This window comes from Prosthecobacter sp., assembly GCF_044222345.1.
Classification (GTDB): Bacteria; Verrucomicrobiota; Verrucomicrobiia; order Verrucomicrobiales; family Verrucomicrobiaceae; genus Prosthecobacter.
The window spans coordinates 153,480-168,706 of sequence record NZ_JBGANL010000005.1; the positions used below are offsets into that span (position 1 = coordinate 153,480).

General features: G+C 61.0%; 10 protein-coding genes. 7 read left to right on the forward strand and 3 right to left on the reverse strand.

Going from position 1 to position 15,227, the window contains the following annotated elements:
* Nucleotides 1–377: 377 nt before the first annotated feature.
* The 4 genes from ACILSL_RS05160 (at nt 378) to ACILSL_RS05175 (ending at nt 6,074) form a co-directional block, all read left to right on the forward strand.
* Nucleotides 378–1,259, forward strand: coding sequence for a DMT family transporter (locus ACILSL_RS05160; RefSeq protein WP_395730933.1), 882 nt, complete (start codon nt 378–380; stop codon nt 1,257–1,259).
* A 45-nt stretch (nt 1,260–1,304) separates the two neighbouring features.
* Complete coding sequence (locus ACILSL_RS05165; protein ID WP_395730934.1) at nt 1,305–4,478, forward strand: UvrD-helicase domain-containing protein; 3,174 nt, start codon at nt 1,305–1,307, stop codon at nt 4,476–4,478.
* Nucleotides 4,479–4,578: 100 nt separating this feature from the next.
* Nucleotides 4,579–5,160: an RNA polymerase sigma factor gene (locus ACILSL_RS05170; RefSeq protein WP_395730935.1), complete on the forward strand. Its 582-nt coding sequence runs from the start codon at nt 4,579–4,581 to the stop codon at nt 5,158–5,160.
* Nucleotides 5,157–6,074: an anti-sigma factor domain-containing protein gene (locus ACILSL_RS05175; protein WP_395730936.1), complete on the forward strand. Its 918-nt coding sequence runs from the start codon at nt 5,157–5,159 to the stop codon at nt 6,072–6,074. Before ACILSL_RS05170 ends, ACILSL_RS05175 begins: the two co-directional genes overlap by 4 nt.
* Before the next feature lie 61 nt (nt 6,075–6,135).
* On the opposite strand, the gene ACILSL_RS05180 is transcribed toward ACILSL_RS05175, so the two are convergent.
* The 3 genes from ACILSL_RS05180 to ACILSL_RS05190 are packed head-to-tail and all read right to left on the reverse strand — an operon-like array spanning nt 6,136 to nt 11,896.
* On the reverse strand, nt 6,136–7,527 hold the full coding sequence (locus ACILSL_RS05180) for an efflux transporter outer membrane subunit (RefSeq protein ID WP_395730937.1): 1,392 nt from the start codon (nt 7,525–7,527) through the stop codon (nt 6,136–6,138).
* Complete coding sequence (locus tag ACILSL_RS05185; RefSeq protein ID WP_395730938.1) at nt 7,514–10,693, reverse strand: efflux RND transporter permease subunit; 3,180 nt, start codon at nt 10,691–10,693, stop codon at nt 7,514–7,516. The genes ACILSL_RS05180 and ACILSL_RS05185 overlap by 14 nt, the downstream gene beginning before the upstream one ends.
* Nucleotides 10,694–10,699: 6 nt before the next feature.
* Nucleotides 10,700–11,896, reverse strand: coding sequence for an efflux RND transporter periplasmic adaptor subunit (locus ACILSL_RS05190; RefSeq protein ID WP_395730939.1), 1,197 nt, complete (start codon nt 11,894–11,896; stop codon nt 10,700–10,702).
* Between the two features lie 68 nt (nt 11,897–11,964).
* Between ACILSL_RS05190 and ACILSL_RS05195 the strand changes: the two genes are divergently transcribed.
* The 3 genes from ACILSL_RS05195 to tpiA all read left to right on the forward strand — a co-directional run bounded on the left by ACILSL_RS05195 (nt 11,965) and on the right by tpiA (nt 15,078).
* The gene (locus ACILSL_RS05195) at nt 11,965–12,894 is read left to right on the forward strand and encodes a LysR family transcriptional regulator (RefSeq protein WP_395730940.1); all 930 of its coding nucleotides are present in this window, start codon (nt 11,965–11,967) and stop codon (nt 12,892–12,894) included.
* Nucleotides 12,895–13,022: 128 nt separating this feature from the next.
* Nucleotides 13,023–14,237, forward strand: a complete 1,215-nt coding sequence (locus tag ACILSL_RS05200) for a phosphoglycerate kinase (protein WP_395730941.1) — start codon at nt 13,023–13,025, stop codon at nt 14,235–14,237.
* Nucleotides 14,238–14,277: 40 nt separating this feature from the next.
* The gene (gene tpiA, locus ACILSL_RS05205) at nt 14,278–15,078 is read left to right on the forward strand and encodes a triose-phosphate isomerase (RefSeq protein ID WP_395730942.1); all 801 of its coding nucleotides are present in this window, start codon (nt 14,278–14,280) and stop codon (nt 15,076–15,078) included.
* The last annotated feature ends 149 nt before the right edge of the window (nt 15,079–15,227 follow it).

Sequence of the window (15,227 nt, forward strand, 5' to 3'; positions counted from 1 at the left end):
TTTTTACCGCAGGCGCTGCAGGGAGGCCTGCTTGTGCTCGTGCCTGCTCCGTTGTGGCGGTTAAAAGTGTGATGGCCACTACAAATAAAAGTGTCAGGCGAGACAGATGGGAAGTTCCGTGATTCATAGGCAGGGCAGAGTGAGCAGGCGAGATAAAGACTGGGCGGCAAGGCACGCCCAAAATGGAGCATGACCAGCCTGCATTACTGCTTCCGCACCGCTCCACGTCAAGGCGTAAGTTCTAAGGGAGTTCTTGCCGTTATTTGAGGCCGGAGGATGTATAGATGGCGGATGGAAGGTTTTCGTCCTTGTATGAGGCCTAAAAATTGAGCCTCCCAGCACGCGTAACTGCTGGAGCAACAAATCCGTCACTTAGCATGTCCCGTTCCAATCTGCGTAATTACATCCAGCTGCATCTTGTCGTGCTGGCCTGGGGACTTACGGCGATTTTGGGCAAGCTCATCCTGCTGCCGCCTGTGGATGTGGTGCTGTGGCGCACGGCGCTGGCTGTGCTCTGCTTTGGGGCGCTGGCGCGCTGCATGGGGCACTCACTTTCGGTGTCCCGGCGTCGAATTTTAGCGATGATCGCAGTGGGCCTTATTTTGGGATTGCACTGGATTTTGTTCTTTTGGTCCGCCCGGCTGGCCACCGCTTCGGTCTGTTTGGCGGTGATGCCCACGGCCATGCTGTGGTCCTCATTGATCGAGCCTGTCATTGATGGTTCACGGCGCTGGCGGGTTGCCGAACTTCTGGTGGGTGCGGTCATGGTCGGGGCCGTATGGCTCATCTATCAGGTGGAGTTCCGTTACTGGCTCGGCTTTTCCGTGGCCATCGCCGCCGCCGTGCTGGCCGCTTTCTTTGCCACTTTGAGCAAGCAGCAGGTCGCCCGGGACACGCACTGGAGCGTCATTGGCTTTTATCAAATGGGCGGCGCATGCATCGCGGCGTGGATTTCACGCCCCTTTCTGGAAAACGGACTCCTGCCGGAGCTGCCTGACGCCGCTTCTGCGCTGTGGCTCGCGGTGCTCTCCCTGGTGTGCACCGTGGCCGCTTATGCGGGGTTCATGGATGTGCTGCGCCGCGTCAGCGTTTTCACGGTCAACGTCGTTTACAATATGGAGCCGGTCTATGGGATCGTGCTCGCTGCCTGGGTGTTTGGGAAAGCCGAGTTCATGAGCGCGGGCTTCTATTTTGGCGCTTCGGTCATCATCGCCGTCGTGCTGGCCTTGCCATGGATTCGGCGCTGGGTGGAAAGGTGAGAGTGCTGGACATGGCGCGCTGCGTGGGCTTGCATCGTCACACCTTTGAACCGCCTCCGCCACATCCTTGTCTCCGCCTCCGCAGGTTCTGGAAAAACCTACCAGCTGGTGCGGCGGCACCTGCACCTGCTCGCGCTCGGGCAGCCGCCGGAGCGCATCGCGGCGATGACCTTCACGCGCAAGGCGGCGGGGGAGTTTTTCCAGCGCATTCTGCAGCGGCTGTCCGTGCTTTCGCAGCACGGTGAGCAGCCGGCGCAGTACTTCTCAGGCATGGCTCCGCTGCCAGAGCAGTGGCCGGAGTTTGTGGAACTCCTGCGCAGGGTCACCCAGCAGCTTCACCGCCTGCGTCTGGGGACCATGGACAGTTTTTTCGCCAACATCACCGCCTGTTTCCCGCTGGAGCTCGGCCTTCCGCTGGGTGCCAGCGTCATGGCCGAAAATGAAGCGGCCCAGGCGCGGCGGGAGGCGCTGGATGCCCTGCTGGAGCGCATCCATTCCTCGCGTGATGAGCACGCGGGCCGCGCGCTGCTGGAAGGCTTCAAGCAGGCCACCTTTGGCATCGAGGAACGCAGCGCTGCGGGCAGCCTGGAGTCCTGGATCAATGATCATCACGCCACCTGGCTCGACAGCGGGGATGGCTCTCCATGGGGCAGGCTGCCTGGATTGGAGCTGGCAGGAGCCGGCCAGCTTACGGCGGCACTCAATGACCTGCGGGATCGTTTTATACCGCGCACCGATGAGGGCGCCCGGTTCTTCGAGGAATTCCTGGCTGAAGCCTCCGCCTTGGAACCGGGGGCCACCCCGCCGCTGAGGGTGAAGTATTTTTTGGATAAAACGACCGCCGTCTGGAAGGACCTGAAAGCGGGCCGGGCTGAAATCGGCTGGGGGCGTGGCAAAAAAACGGAACTCACCGGCGAAACCGCGCGCGCCTGGGGGCGGGTTGCAGGAGCGATCCTGGACCAGGAGCTGGTCTGCCGGGTGCAGCGCACCCAGGGCATGGCGGCGCTCATGGCGTTGTACGAGGCCGAGTATGCCCGCCGTGTGCGTTCCCGCGGCCGGCTGTCCTTTGCCGATGTGCAGCGGCTGCTGGCGGCTGCCACGGCTGATGGCGCAGAATGGGCGGACGGTGAAAGCGGTGATCTGTGGTTCCGGCTCGACGGCCGGTATGACCACTGGCTGTTTGATGAATTTCAGGACACCAGCCGCGTGCAATGGAATGTCGTGCGCGGGCTGGTGGACGAGGTGATGCAGGATGACTCCGGCAGGCGCAGCTTTTACGCCGTGGGGGATCCGAAACAGTCCATTTACCTCTGGCGGCAGGCGGAGCCGGGCCTGTTTGACGATGTGCTGCGTGAATGGCCGCAGCAGGATCAGGACGGGCTGGAGCCGCAGACGCTCAGCCAGTCCTTCCGCAGTGCTCCGGCGGTGCTGGATGCGGTGAATGCAGTGTTTGCAAATCCGGCGGCCATCGAAGCGGTGCTGCCGGGCTGCACCGCAGGTTTTGCTTTCAAAGAGCATGTGGCGGCGGAACGAAATCGACAGCTCAGCGGTTACGCGGCGCTGCTGAGCGTATCGAATGAAGAAGGGGTGCGCAATCCCTCCACCACGCCCACGGTGACGGCGCTGCTGAATGAGATCCGCCCCTTGGAGCGCGGGCTGACCTGCGCGGTGCTGGTGCGTGGCAACAAGAGCGCCAATGAAGTTGCGGAAGAACTGCGGGCGACAACGGGCATGGAGGTCGTGTGCGAATCGCAAATTCATCCAGCCACGGACAATGCGGTGACGCTTGCCCTGCTCTCTCTGCTGCAGCTGGCGGCGCATCCGGGGGATGCCCTGGCGCTGGAGCATCTCAAAATGACGCCGCTCTGGCCGCAGATCGAGGTTCCAGAGCGGGGCTGGCGGCTGACATGCCATCAGGTGCGTGAAGCCGTATTTGAGCGCGGCTTCGTCGGTTTCACGGAAATCTGGACCCGGCATGTGCGCACGCTGCTTCCGGAGATGGATGCCTTTCACGAGCTGCGGCTGCGTCAGTTCGGTGAAATGGCCGCCGAATTCGACGCCGGTGGTTCCCGCGACATCGATGCCTTCCTCCAGCATGCACGCGATATGCCGATGCAGGTGCGCGGTGCGGCGAACGCGGTGCAGGTCATGACGGTGCACAAGGCCAAGGGGCTGGAGTTTGATGTGGTCATTTTGCCGGATCTGAACGGTGATGCGATGGATCACGTGCGGCGGCGCTCGCTGATCGTGAATCGCGATGCGCAGGGCATTTCCTGGGTTTTGCAGGAGCCGCCGCGCATTTACGCGCCTTTGCATGAAGCTCTGGATGAGGAACTGGAGACCTCGAAACAGCGTTCGGGTTTTGAGTCGCTCTGCCGCCTGTATGTGGCCATGACCCGCGCCAAACGCGGCCTTTATTTGATTGCCGAACCTCCACCGAAATCAAAAGAGCCATCCATGCGGGAGGCTCAGTTTTTGCGCCGGATGCTGGGCGTTGCGGGTGAGTCCGAAGCAGGCGAGTCTTATTTGATCGAGTGGCAGACGGGGGAGGCACAGTGGTTTGCCACCGCCCCCGGCGCAGCACCCCGGACACCAGAAACAGCGGTGGTGTCCCGTCCGTTGGGGGAGTTGCTGCGGGAGTTTCAGCCGCTGGCCAAGCGCGTGACGCCCTCGGGAGAGGAAGATTTCCAGGTGAAGGGCAGCATGCTCTTCAGCGCAGGGCGTGAGCCGGGCCGGAGACTGGGCAATCTGGTGCATGAACTGCTGGCTCATGTGGAGTGGTGGGATGCCGCATCGGACATGGCCGAACTCGAATCGCGCTGGCAGGCATCTGGTTTGCTGCGTGGTGAGGCGGTTGAAACCACCGCCTTGGCGATGGTGCGCGGTGTGCTGCAGTCAGGTGCTGCGCCGTTTGCCTTTGCCAAGCCCACGGCTGAGGCGCAGGCATGGCGTGAGCGTCCCTTTGACCTGATCCACCAAGGGAGCTGGATCAGCGGTGTGTTTGACCGGGTGGTGGTCCAGCGCGACTCGGTGCGACTGATTGATTTCAAGACAGATGAGGTGGCGGGCGAGGAGTCTTTGGCCGAAAAGGTGGCGGGTTATCGCCCGCAGATCCTGCTCTACCGCCAGGCGCTCGTGCGGCTGACGGGCTTGAAGCTGGAGCAGATCGAATCTGCCCTGTTGTTCACCCGCAATGGCCGTCTGGTGGACGTAAAGTGACTTTTTTTGAATCCAGACCGTCTTTGATAACGCAAAAACTTGTGTGACCGCATTAGCTCTGGCATGGAATCCGCGCATCGTAGCCTTATCAGCGCGATCCGTGCCCAAACCCCTCATGAGCCAGCCAGAACTTAGCGAAGAAGACCTGCTCCAGCGTGCTGGACGCGGGGATTCGCGCGCTTTTGACCAGCTTTATGACCGGATGGCACCGCGCCTCTTTGGTCTCCTTCGCCAGATGCTGCATGACGAGCGCGAGGCCGAAGACATCCTGCAGGATGGTTTTGTGCTGCTGTGGGAGAGTGCCTCGACTTTTGATCCGGAGCGCAGCAAGGCATTCACCTGGGCAGCTATGCTGTTCCGCCACAAGGCCATCGACCGCATGCGCATGCTGGGCCGACGCAACCGGCTCGTGGACAGCGCGGCGCTGGAACAGAGCACCCTGGGGGCATCTTCCTCTCCTGGCGTGGATGACGAAGTGCAGGCCCATGAGCGCGTCCACGTGGTGGGCAAAGCGCTGAACGAACTGCCGAAAGAGCAGCGGCAGTTGATCGAATTCGCCTTTTTAAAGGGCCTCACACATCATGTGATCGCCGAGTCGCTGGGCATTCCGCTCGGCACAGTGAAGACCAACATCCGCCGTGGGCTGCTGCGCCTGCGCGATCTTTTGAAAGGAGGCGCATGATGGACGTGGAACGATTTGAGGAACTGGCCGCCCTGAATGCGCTCGACATGCTCGAGAACGACGAGAAGCGTGCTCTGGACGGTGCCATCGCGCGCGACAAGGAAGTGCGTACGCTCGCCCTTGAACTGGAGCAGACGACTGCGGAGCTGGCCTACCTTGTCCAGCCGGTGGAACCGCCTGCAGACATGAAGAAACGCATCCGTGCCAAGATGCGTGCCAAAGGCATCAAGGGGGCCGGTGTTTCACGCGGTGTCGTCATTGGCGGCATTGGCTGGGCGCTGGCGGCCAGCTTTGCCGTCGCCTCGGTATGGTTGTGGCGTGAACAAGCAGGCCTGACCCAGCAGCTTGCCGCTGCTTCGCGTGCCATTGCTCCGATAAACCCGACCACCCCTGTGGTGGACGATGGCAAGGCGCGCACACTGGAGGAGGAACTCAAAAAACGCCGGGACGAATTTGAGGCGCAAAAACAGGCGCTGGCGAAGGAGATCGAAACGCTGAACCAACGCGAAACGGAAGCCAAGGCGCAAATTGCCCGGCTCACCGCCGAAGTGGCGGCGCTCAAAGAGCAGGAGCAGCAGTCACAGCTTCAGATCGCCACTTTGCAAAGCAAGGTCTGGGAGTACCGCAAAAGCGAAATGCTCGTCGTCTGGGATCAGAAACGCGGCCAGGGCGTGGTCATGCTCGAAAAGATGCCGAAGGTGGAGTCCGACAAAGATTACCAGCTCTGGGTCGTGGACCCGACCAAGCCTAACCCGGTGAGCGCCGGCGTGGTCACTGTGGACTCCAAAGGCTCCGTGAAGTCCACCTTCAAGCCTGTCGAAGCCGTCACCGGAGAGGCGAAGTTCGCGTTGAGCGTCGAGAAAAAAGGTGGTGTGCCGAAGAGCGAAGGGCAGCTCCTGATGGTCGGCCCTTGATCAAGCGGCGGCATGAAGGCCGGCCTGCGGCTGGAGCCATTGGCCGGCCATTTCAAAAAACTCAGCTCTTCCAGCCACCGCCCATGGCCTTGTAGATACGCACCCAAGCGGTTGCGACTCGTGTGCGGCTGAGGGCGATGTCGTTTTGCGCGTTAAGTGCGACGCGTTCCGCATCAAGCACGGTGAGGAAATCAGCGATGCCGTCCTGGTAACGTTTGCGCGCCAAAGTGGCGGCTTCGCGGGCAGACGCCGCGGAGGCTTCGAGATGGTGCAGGCGAATGCGCTCACGGTCATAGGACGTGAGGGCGTTTTCGGCTTCTTCAAGGGCGAGGAGCACCGTCTGCTCATACCGGGCCAGTGCTGCATCGGCGCGGCGTCCGGCGGCTGCGATTTGCTGACGCACCCGGCCGAGATTGAAGGCGGCCCAGGTAATGCGTGGACCCAAGGTGAATCCATCTGAATTGCGACCTGTCAGGTAGCCCAGGGAGGACGCCTCAAGGTCGATGCGACCACTGAAGGTGATTCGTGGAAACAAATCAGCGACCGCCACGCCAATCCGCGCGGTTTCAGCCGCCAGAATGTCTTCAGCGACACGGATGTCAGGCCGCCGCCGCAGCAGTTCTGCAGGTTTGACGATGCCGATCCGTGCCGGCGCAGCAGGCTGCTTTTTGCTGCTCTGCAGCCGGGGGCGGAGTTCGGAGGGGTTTTGCCCGCACAGGACGGCGATGCGATGGATGGACTTGGCGATGTTTTCCTGATGCGTGGGGATTTGCGCCAGAGTGGCGTTCCAGAGCGCGTTGGCCCGGGCGACATCCAGCTGCGTGCCACGACCGCCTTTGAGCGAGGCCTCGGCAATTTGCAGGGCGTCTGACTGATTGCCTGCATTTTCATTCGCCACCGTGAGCTGGGCCTGGGCACCGCGCAGTTCCAGGTAGTTGATGGCGATCTCGGACTGCAGGGAAATCAGCAGGTCATGCAGGTTGGCATCCATGGCGCTCGAGTTGGCCTTGGCGGCTTTGACAGAGTTGCGGATGCGGCCAAAAAAATCCAGCTCCCAGTCGGCGTCAAACCCGGTGCGGTACAGTTCGAAATCACGGGTGCGCAGCCCCGAAAATGAGGTGGCCCCGTTCCGGACGCTCTCATAGGTCGAGCCGAAGGTGACGGTGGGGGCGTAGTTGAAGCGTGATTCACGCCACAGGGCCCGGGCTTCCAGCAGGCGTGACCGTGCGGCACTGAGGTCTTTGTTCTGGGCACCTGCCAGCGCCACCAGCTCGTTCAGCGTGCTGTCATTGAGCTTGCGCCACCAGGTGGCGTCCACCTCGGCAGCATGCGCCGCATTCGCCCGTGAGGCGAAGTCGGCGGGCATCTTGGGCTGCGGTTTGACGAAACGCGGGCCCACGTTGCAGCTGGAAACGACGCAGATGAGAAACAAGAACGACTTAATGGGCTTCATGAAGCATGGGGGATTTGGCAGCTGACCTGCGTTGTTCACGACGTTCAACGAAGGCGCGGAGGATGACATAAAACACAGGCGTGAAAAGCAGGCCGAAGATGGTGACACCGATCATGCCAAAGAACACCGCCGTGCCAAGCGCCTGGCGCATTTCCGCACCTGCGCCCGTGGCGAGCACGAGCGGCAGCACGCCGAGAATGAAGGCAAAGCTGGTCATCAAGATGGGGCGCAGGCGCAGGCGGCAGGCCTCGACCGCCGCATGGACCCGGTCCACGCCCTGGTCCTGCAGCTGCTTGGCAAATTCCACAATGAGGATGGCGTTTTTGGCCGCGAGGCCGACGAGCACCACCAGGCCGATCTGGGTGAAGATGTTGTTGTCCTGCGCCCGCAGCCACACACCACCGATGGCGGAGAGCAGACACATCGGCACGATCAGGATGATCGCCATGGGCATGCTCCAGCTCTCATACTGTGCGGAGAGCACCAGGAAGACAAAGATCACGCAGAGCGGGAAGATGTAGATGAGCGTGTCCCCCGCGAGGATCTGCTGATAGGTGAGATCAGTCCACTCGATGGCAAAACCCACGGGCAGGTTGTCTTTCGCCAGTCGCTCGATCTTTTCGATCATCTGTCCGGAGCTGACGCCCGGCAGCGTGTTGCCGTTGATGTCGGCTGAGTAGTACAGGTTGTAGCGTTGCACACGATCCGCACCACCAGTCTTGATGACTTTGACCAGTGCGGCGAGCGGCACCATTTCACCAGCCTGGTTGCGAATCTTGATCCGGCCAACGTCGGTCGGGTCTTTGCGGTAGGCCGGTTCAGCTTGTGCGGTGACCTGGTAGGTGCGGCCGAAGAGATTGAAATCATTCACATAGACTGAGCCAAGATACACCTGCAGCGCCTCATTCAGATCAGCCAGGGAGACCCCCATGGTTTTCGCCTGCGCGCGGTTGATTTCGAGTTTGAACTGCGGCGTCTTGGCGCGGAAGCCGGTGATGAGAGAAATCAATCCCGGCTCCTGCTGGGCCGCGGCGAGCAGCTTCTGGGTGGCCGCCTCCAGAGCCGGCAGGCCCGCGTTGTTGAGATCCTGCACCTGGATTTTGAAGCCGCCGGCATTGCCCAGACCACGCAGCGGTGGCGGGGGAAGCACCAGCACCCGGCCTTCTTGAATCGTGGAGAATTTTTTGCGGATGACTGCCAGCAAACCCTCACCCTTCACCTCAGGGCCATGGCGTTTGTCGAAGGCATCGAAGACCAGGAAGGCGGCGCCCACATTGGGCTGGTTGGCCTGGAGCACGGAGGAGTAACCGGAGATGGCAAACGTGTGCGCGATCCCAGGAATCTCACGTGCCATGGCATCCATCCGGCGCACCACGGCATCGGTGCGTTCGAAGGCCGCGCCGTCCGGCAGCTGCACCAGCACGATGGCATAGCCCATGTCCTGGGAAGGAATGAAACCGGCCGGCACATCCTGGAACAGTTTTCCTGCGAGTCCGATCAAGGCGCCATATCCAATGAGCACCAGCACCGCCAGACGGATGAGCTTGCCGACCAGCCCGGCATACAGATCAGAGCCGAACTGGAACAGGCGGTTAAAGCCCCGGAAGAACCAGCCGAAAAGGAAGTTCAAGACACGGCTGAACCAATCCGGCGGCGCACCGTGCGGCTGCAGCAGGATGGCGCAGAGCGCGGGGCTGAGCGTGAGCGAATTGAAGGCCGAGATGACGGTGGAAACCGCGATGGTGAGCGCAAACTGCCGGTAGAACTGGCCGGTGATGCCGCTGATGAATCCCGTCGGTATAAACACGGCGCACAGCACCAGCGCCACGGCGATGACGGCGCCGCTGACCTCGTTCATCGCACGCACCGCCGCCTCATGCGGGGCGAGTCCTTTGGAAATATTGCGCTCCACGTTTTCAACCACGACGATGGCGTCATCAACGACAATGCCGATGGCGAGCACCAGGCCGAACAAGGAGAGGTTGTTGAGTGAGAAGCCCAGCCACTGCATCACCGCCAGCGTGCCGATGAGTGAAACAGGAACCGCCAGCAGCGGGATCAGGGAGGCGCGCCAGTTTTGCAGGAAGATGATGACGACGAGCACCACGAGAAGCACCGCCTCCATCAGCGTGTTCAGCACCGAGGAGATCGAGGCGCGGACGAACTTCGTGGTGTCGTAGTTGATTTTGTAATCCACGCCCGGTGGAAAGCGCTCCTTGAGCTGTGCGAGCCGTTTGTAAACAGCATCGGCGGTTTCGATGGCATTGCTGCCGGGAAGCTGGAACACGCGGAGAGACACGGCATTGTAGCCATCCATGTAGGTGCGGCTGGAGTAGTCGCGGGAGCCGAGTTCGATGCGGGCCACGTTGGCAAGCCGCACCACATCCCCCTGCTTGCCAGTTTTGAGCACGATGTCGCCAAACTCCGCCGCCTTCTTCAGCCGCCCCGGCGCAGTCAGGGTGTATTGAAATTCCGAACCTGTGGCGGCAGGCGGCTGACCGAGCGATCCGGCAGCGACCTGCACGTTCTGCTCACGGATCGCACGCACAATGTCACCCGAAGTCAGACCCAGCCCGGCGATCTTTTCAGGGTCGAGCCAGATCCGCATCGAGTAATCAAGTCCACCGAGAGAGGAGGCCTCAGCCACGCCGGGAATTCGGGCGATTTCATTCTGAATCTGCAGCGTGACGTAGTTGCTGAGATACGAGACTTCGCGTGAGCCGTCAGGACTGAAGAACTGCACGGCAAGCGTGAGGTCAGGTGAGCGCTTGTTCACCATGACCCCCAGGCGGCGCACCTCCTCCGGCAGGCGTGAGATCGTGGCGTTCACGCGGTTTTGCACCAGCACCTGTGCCTGGTTGAGATCGGTGCCGAGCCGGAAGGTGACGGTGATCTGCACCTTGCCGTCACTCGTGGAGGAGGATGACACATACAGCATGTTCTCGACGCCGTTGATTTCCTGCTCCAGCGGTGTGGACACGGTCTCGGCCAGCGTGCGGGCATCCGCACCGGGATAAGCCGCCGAAACCACCACGGTGGGCGGAATGACCTCGGGGTATTGAGCGATGGGCAGCGACACGTAGGCGAGTCCACCCAGCATCGTGATGACGATGCTCAGCACGGCCGCGAAGATGGGCCGGTCCACGAAAAAGCGTGCGAAATTCATGAGGTGTTACTTGGTGGCCGCCACTGGCAGCATGTCCGTCGGTGTCGCCTTCACTTTGCCACCATTGCGCACGCTCATGAGGCCGAGCACGACCACGCGATCATCCGCCTTCAGGCCGCTGCGCACCACGCGCAGTCCATCGAGCAGGGGCCCGAGGGTGATGGGGCGGTAGACGGCTTTGTCCTCCGCATCCAGCACCCAGGCGAAGCTGCTGCCCTGATCATCGCCCACGGCGGAATCACGAATGAGCAGTCCGTCATATTCTCCGCTTCCGGGAATGCGCACCTTGGCGAAGAAACCGGGGGCCATCAGACGGTCGGTGTTCGGAAACACCGCCCGGGCACGAATAGTGCCCGTGGCTGGATTGAGCTGATTGTCCACGAAATCGACCTGGCCTTTGTGCGGCCAGTCATCTTCGTTGATCAGTGACATCTCCGCCGGGATCCGTTCGAACATCGCGCTGACTCGCTCGCCATTCTTGTGCATCGTGCGGTACTTCAGCACCGAACGCTCATCGGCTTCGATCTCACAGTAAATGGGATCAAGCTCGACAATGGTGGTCAGCAGTGTGGTGTTTTGGGTGCCGCCGCTGACAAGATTGCCCTCGGTCACTCTTGCATCACTGATGCGTCCGCTGATGGGGGCGCGAATCTGGGTGAATTCGAGATCAAGCCTGGCGGCGCGCAAGGCCGCCTCCGCAGCACGCACACCGGCCAGTTCCCCCGTGGCGCTTTTCAGGCGGCGTTCCGATTCCTCCACGGAGATCGCCTGCCCCTGGCGCAGAGCCGTGGCGTTTTTGGCTTCGACGCCGGCGAGTTCAGCCGTCGTTTTTGCTTGGGCGAGCATCGCCTCGGCGCGTTCCACAATGGCCTCATATGGCCGTGGGTCGATGGTAAACAGCAGGTCCCCCGCCTTGACCTCTGTACCCTCTTTAAAGCTGACCTGGGTGATGTAGCCTGAGACGCGCGAGTGAACCTCCACGCGTTCACGCGCAGTCAGTCTCCCGGTGAATTCATCCCAGTCCATGAGCCGTTTGGCGATGGGTTTTGCCACGGTGACTTCCGGCGTCGCCGTCGTTGGCGGGCCTCCCGGTCCCTGGGCACCGCGTTTGCAGGAGGTGAGGCAGCTCATGAAGAGCAGGCCTGCCATGGCATTCCGCCAGGTGAGAATATGGGGAATCAAGTGAAGCGTTGCGCGTTGCATGACAGAGTTACGTAGATGGATGCATCTAAAATAGTGCATATGCGACATATCACTTATACACTAAATGAATGACCAATCTCAATGACCTCCAGCATGTCCGTGAATTTGTCCAGATCGCCGACACAGGAAGCATTTCCCGTGCAGCCAAGGTGCTCGGCATGGCCCAGCCCACACTGAGCCGGCATCTGGCCGCTTTGGAGGCGCAGATCGGCGCACCGCTCATCCGGCGTGACACTCACACCATGAGCCTGACGACGGCCGGAATCATTGTGCTGTCAGACGCCCGTGAGCTGCTTCTGCTCGCGGATCGCATGGGCAGCCGGTTGCGTGCCGAACGCCGCTCTGTGCGCGGGCATCTGCGCATGGTCTCTGTGGTCGATGTGGGCCAGTGGATCGTCTCGCGCGTGCTCTCACGGTTCCAAAAACTGCACCCAGATGTCACCACTGAGCTTCACCTGATCAATCGCCCGACAAAGTTCATCAAAGAGGGCTTTGATTGCGGTATCATGGTCGGTGCACCCACGGATCGTCGGGTCACGATTCGCAAGGTGGCCCAGCTTAGCCGGCGTCTGGTTGCTGCGCCGTCCATGTTGAAAAGCCATGCTTTGCCTGCACGCCCGGATGACTTGAAGGACCTGCCTTGGCTGGGAATTTTACAGCCGCATTTCTACTCGCGCGACCGGGTCGATCTTGAACGGGCGAAGCAGATCAAAAAACTCAAGCTCGCGCCTGTCATGTTGCTGGACACCGTCACAGCCTTGCGTGAGGCGGCCATCGAAGGCGCTGGATTTACCATTCTGCCGGAGTGGATGGCGGCGCGGGACATCACCGCCGGGAGGCTGGTGCAACTGCTCCCAGACTGGCATCTGGCCCCCATCGATCTGCAGATCGCCCACGCCGCGCACGAGCACCTGCCACAGCGGGTGAAAAGCTTGATCGAATACCTTGAGCAGGAACTCCCCGTCGAAATTCATCGGCTGGATCTGAATGAGCGGTAGGTTCCGCCCCTATTTTTGGAAAAGCCTCCCGGGCCTTCAAAAAAATTCCATGCGCAACGAGCACGCTCTGTGCTAGGAATCCGGCCCCACGCCGCCTTGCGGCCCGCTTACCCCCATCAAAAAACACCATGCCCAAGCAGACCATTCGTGACCTCGACCTCGCCGGAAAACGCGTTTTTGTGCGCGTCGATTTCAACGTGCCCCTCGAAGAGAAAGACGGCCAGATGGTTATTACCGACGCCACCCGCATTCAGGAGACACTGCCGACCATCAAGTTCCTGATCGAAAATGGTGCTAAAATCATTCTCGCCAGCCACCTGGGCCGTCCGAAAGGCCAGCGTGATCCCAAGCAGAGCCTCGCCCCCGTGGCTCCAGCGCTGAGCGCTCTGATCGGCAAGCCGGTCGCTTTCGCCAGTGACTGCGTCGGTGACGAGGCCAAGGCCAAGGCGCTCGCACTCGGCAACGGCGACGTGCTCCTGCTCGAAAACACCCGCTTCCATGCCGGTGAAGAAAAGAACGACGCCACGCTGGCCAAAGGCATGGCGGACCTCGCCGAAATCTTCGTGAACGACGCCTTCGGCTCCGCGCACCGCGCGCACAGCTCCACCGCAGGCATTGCTGATTACCTGCCTGCCGTTTCCGGTCTCCTGATGGAGAAGGAACTGACCTGGCTGCACGACGAACTCGAAAATCCTGAGCGTCCGTTCGTGGTGATCCTCGGCGGTGCGAAGGTGAACGACAAGATCGGCGTCATCAACCGCCTGCTCGAAAAGGCTGACACCATCATCATTGGTGGCGGCATGGCTTACACCTTCCGCAAAATCGTCCAGGGCATCACCATTGGCAAAAGCCTCTACAAGCCCGAGTGGGAGCCGATCGCCCAGGCCGCCCTCGACAAAGCCAAGGAGCGTGGGGTGAAAATCCTCATCCCCGTGGACGCGATGATCACTGATTCCTTCGACTTCGACACGAAGAAGCTCGGCAACATCAAATTCACTGCCGCAGGCGAAAGCATCCCTGACGGCTGGGAAGGCGTCGATATCGGCCCTGAGTCCGTGAAGCTCTTCTCCGACGAGATCGCCAAGGCCAAAACCGTGATCTGGAACGGCCCGATGGGCGTGTTTGAAATCAAGGAAAGCTCCAAGGGCACCTTTGACGTCGCTGAAGCCGTCGCGGCCAATTCCAGCGCCAAGACCATCATCGGCGGTGGCGACAGCGTGAAGGCCGTCAAGAAAGCCAAGCTCGGTGACAAAATGACCTTCATCTCCACCGGAGGCGGTGCCTCCCTCGAACTCCTCGAAGGCAAAGTCCTCCCCGGCGTCGCCTGCTTGAAAGACAAATAATCGCCCCGCCAGCCACCAACCTCTTCATTTAACATTCCCCATGGCCTTCATTCCCTTCCGCAAACCCATCATCGCCGCCAACTGGAAAATGCACATGACACCGCAGGAAACGGACGATTTCCTCCGTGCCTTCGCCCGTCTTGTGCCTGACAAAATTCCTGTCCAGATCGTCGTGGCTCCGCCCTTCGTCAGCCTGGCCAAGGCCCAGGACGTGCTCATCAATGCACGCGAGCAGAGCGTTGAACTGGCCGCTCAAAACATGAGCGCCCAGCCGGCAGGTGCCTTCACCGGTGAGATCAGCGCCCGCATGATCAAGGAATGCGGCTGCAAGCACGTCATCCTCGGACATAGCGAGCGTCGCAGCCTCTATGGAGAAACCAACGCCATCGTGAACGCCAAGGTGCTCGCAGCCCTCGAAGCTCGCATCCACCCCATCCTTTGCATCGGCGAAACACTCGCTGAGCGTGACAATGGGCAGATCGAACAAGTGCTTGGCAGCCAGCTGCGGGAGTCCCTTGCGGACGTGGGACCGCGTCGCATCACCGACTGCGTCATCGCCTATGAACCCGTCTGGGCCATCGGCACGGGTCGCACCGCCAGCCCTGAGCAGGCACAGGAGGCCCACGCGTACACGCGGCAGGTTCTCGGCGAACTCTTTGGTGACGACGTGGCTGCTAAAATCCGCATTCAGTACGGCGGCAGTGTGAAGCCTAGCAACATGGCCGAGCTGATCAGCCAGAAGGATGTGGACGGTGCTCTCGTCGGTGGAGCCAGCATGGAGACCGGCAGCTTCTGGGAAATTTGTCGTGCGGCTATCGATTATGCGAATGCCAACGCATAGCATTTTTTGGGTTCATCCGGGAAGTTGGTGCATACGAGGCGGGATGATGGCAGAGGGGAGCAATGAGCCAGAGTTTGCTATATCACGCCTTTGGCGTGCGCGAAGGCTACGAGTATCGCAGCACGAAGTATGTGGAGGGCCGGGTGGAG

Excerpts from the sequence above, each read along its gene's own strand:
- ACILSL_RS05200 (WP_395730941.1), top strand. The coding sequence starts at position 13,023 with ATGCCCAAGCAGACCATTCGTGACCTCGACCTCGCCGGAAAACGCGTT.
- ACILSL_RS05175 (WP_395730936.1), top strand. The coding sequence starts at position 5,157 with ATGATGGACGTGGAACGATTTGAGGAACTGGCCGCCCTGAATGCGCTC.
- tpiA (WP_395730942.1), top strand. The coding sequence starts at position 14,278 with ATGGCCTTCATTCCCTTCCGCAAACCCATCATCGCCGCCAACTGGAAA.
- ACILSL_RS05190 (WP_395730939.1), bottom strand. The coding sequence starts at position 11,896 with ATGCAACGCGCAACGCTTCACTTGATTCCCCATATTCTCACCTGGCGG.
- ACILSL_RS05185 (WP_395730938.1), bottom strand. The coding sequence starts at position 10,693 with ATGAATTTCGCACGCTTTTTCGTGGACCGGCCCATCTTCGCGGCCGTG.
- ACILSL_RS05195 (WP_395730940.1), top strand. The coding sequence starts at position 11,965 with ATGACCAATCTCAATGACCTCCAGCATGTCCGTGAATTTGTCCAGATC.
- ACILSL_RS05180 (WP_395730937.1), bottom strand. The coding sequence starts at position 7,527 with ATGAAGCCCATTAAGTCGTTCTTGTTTCTCATCTGCGTCGTTTCCAGC.
- ACILSL_RS05160 (WP_395730933.1), top strand. The coding sequence starts at position 378 with ATGTCCCGTTCCAATCTGCGTAATTACATCCAGCTGCATCTTGTCGTG.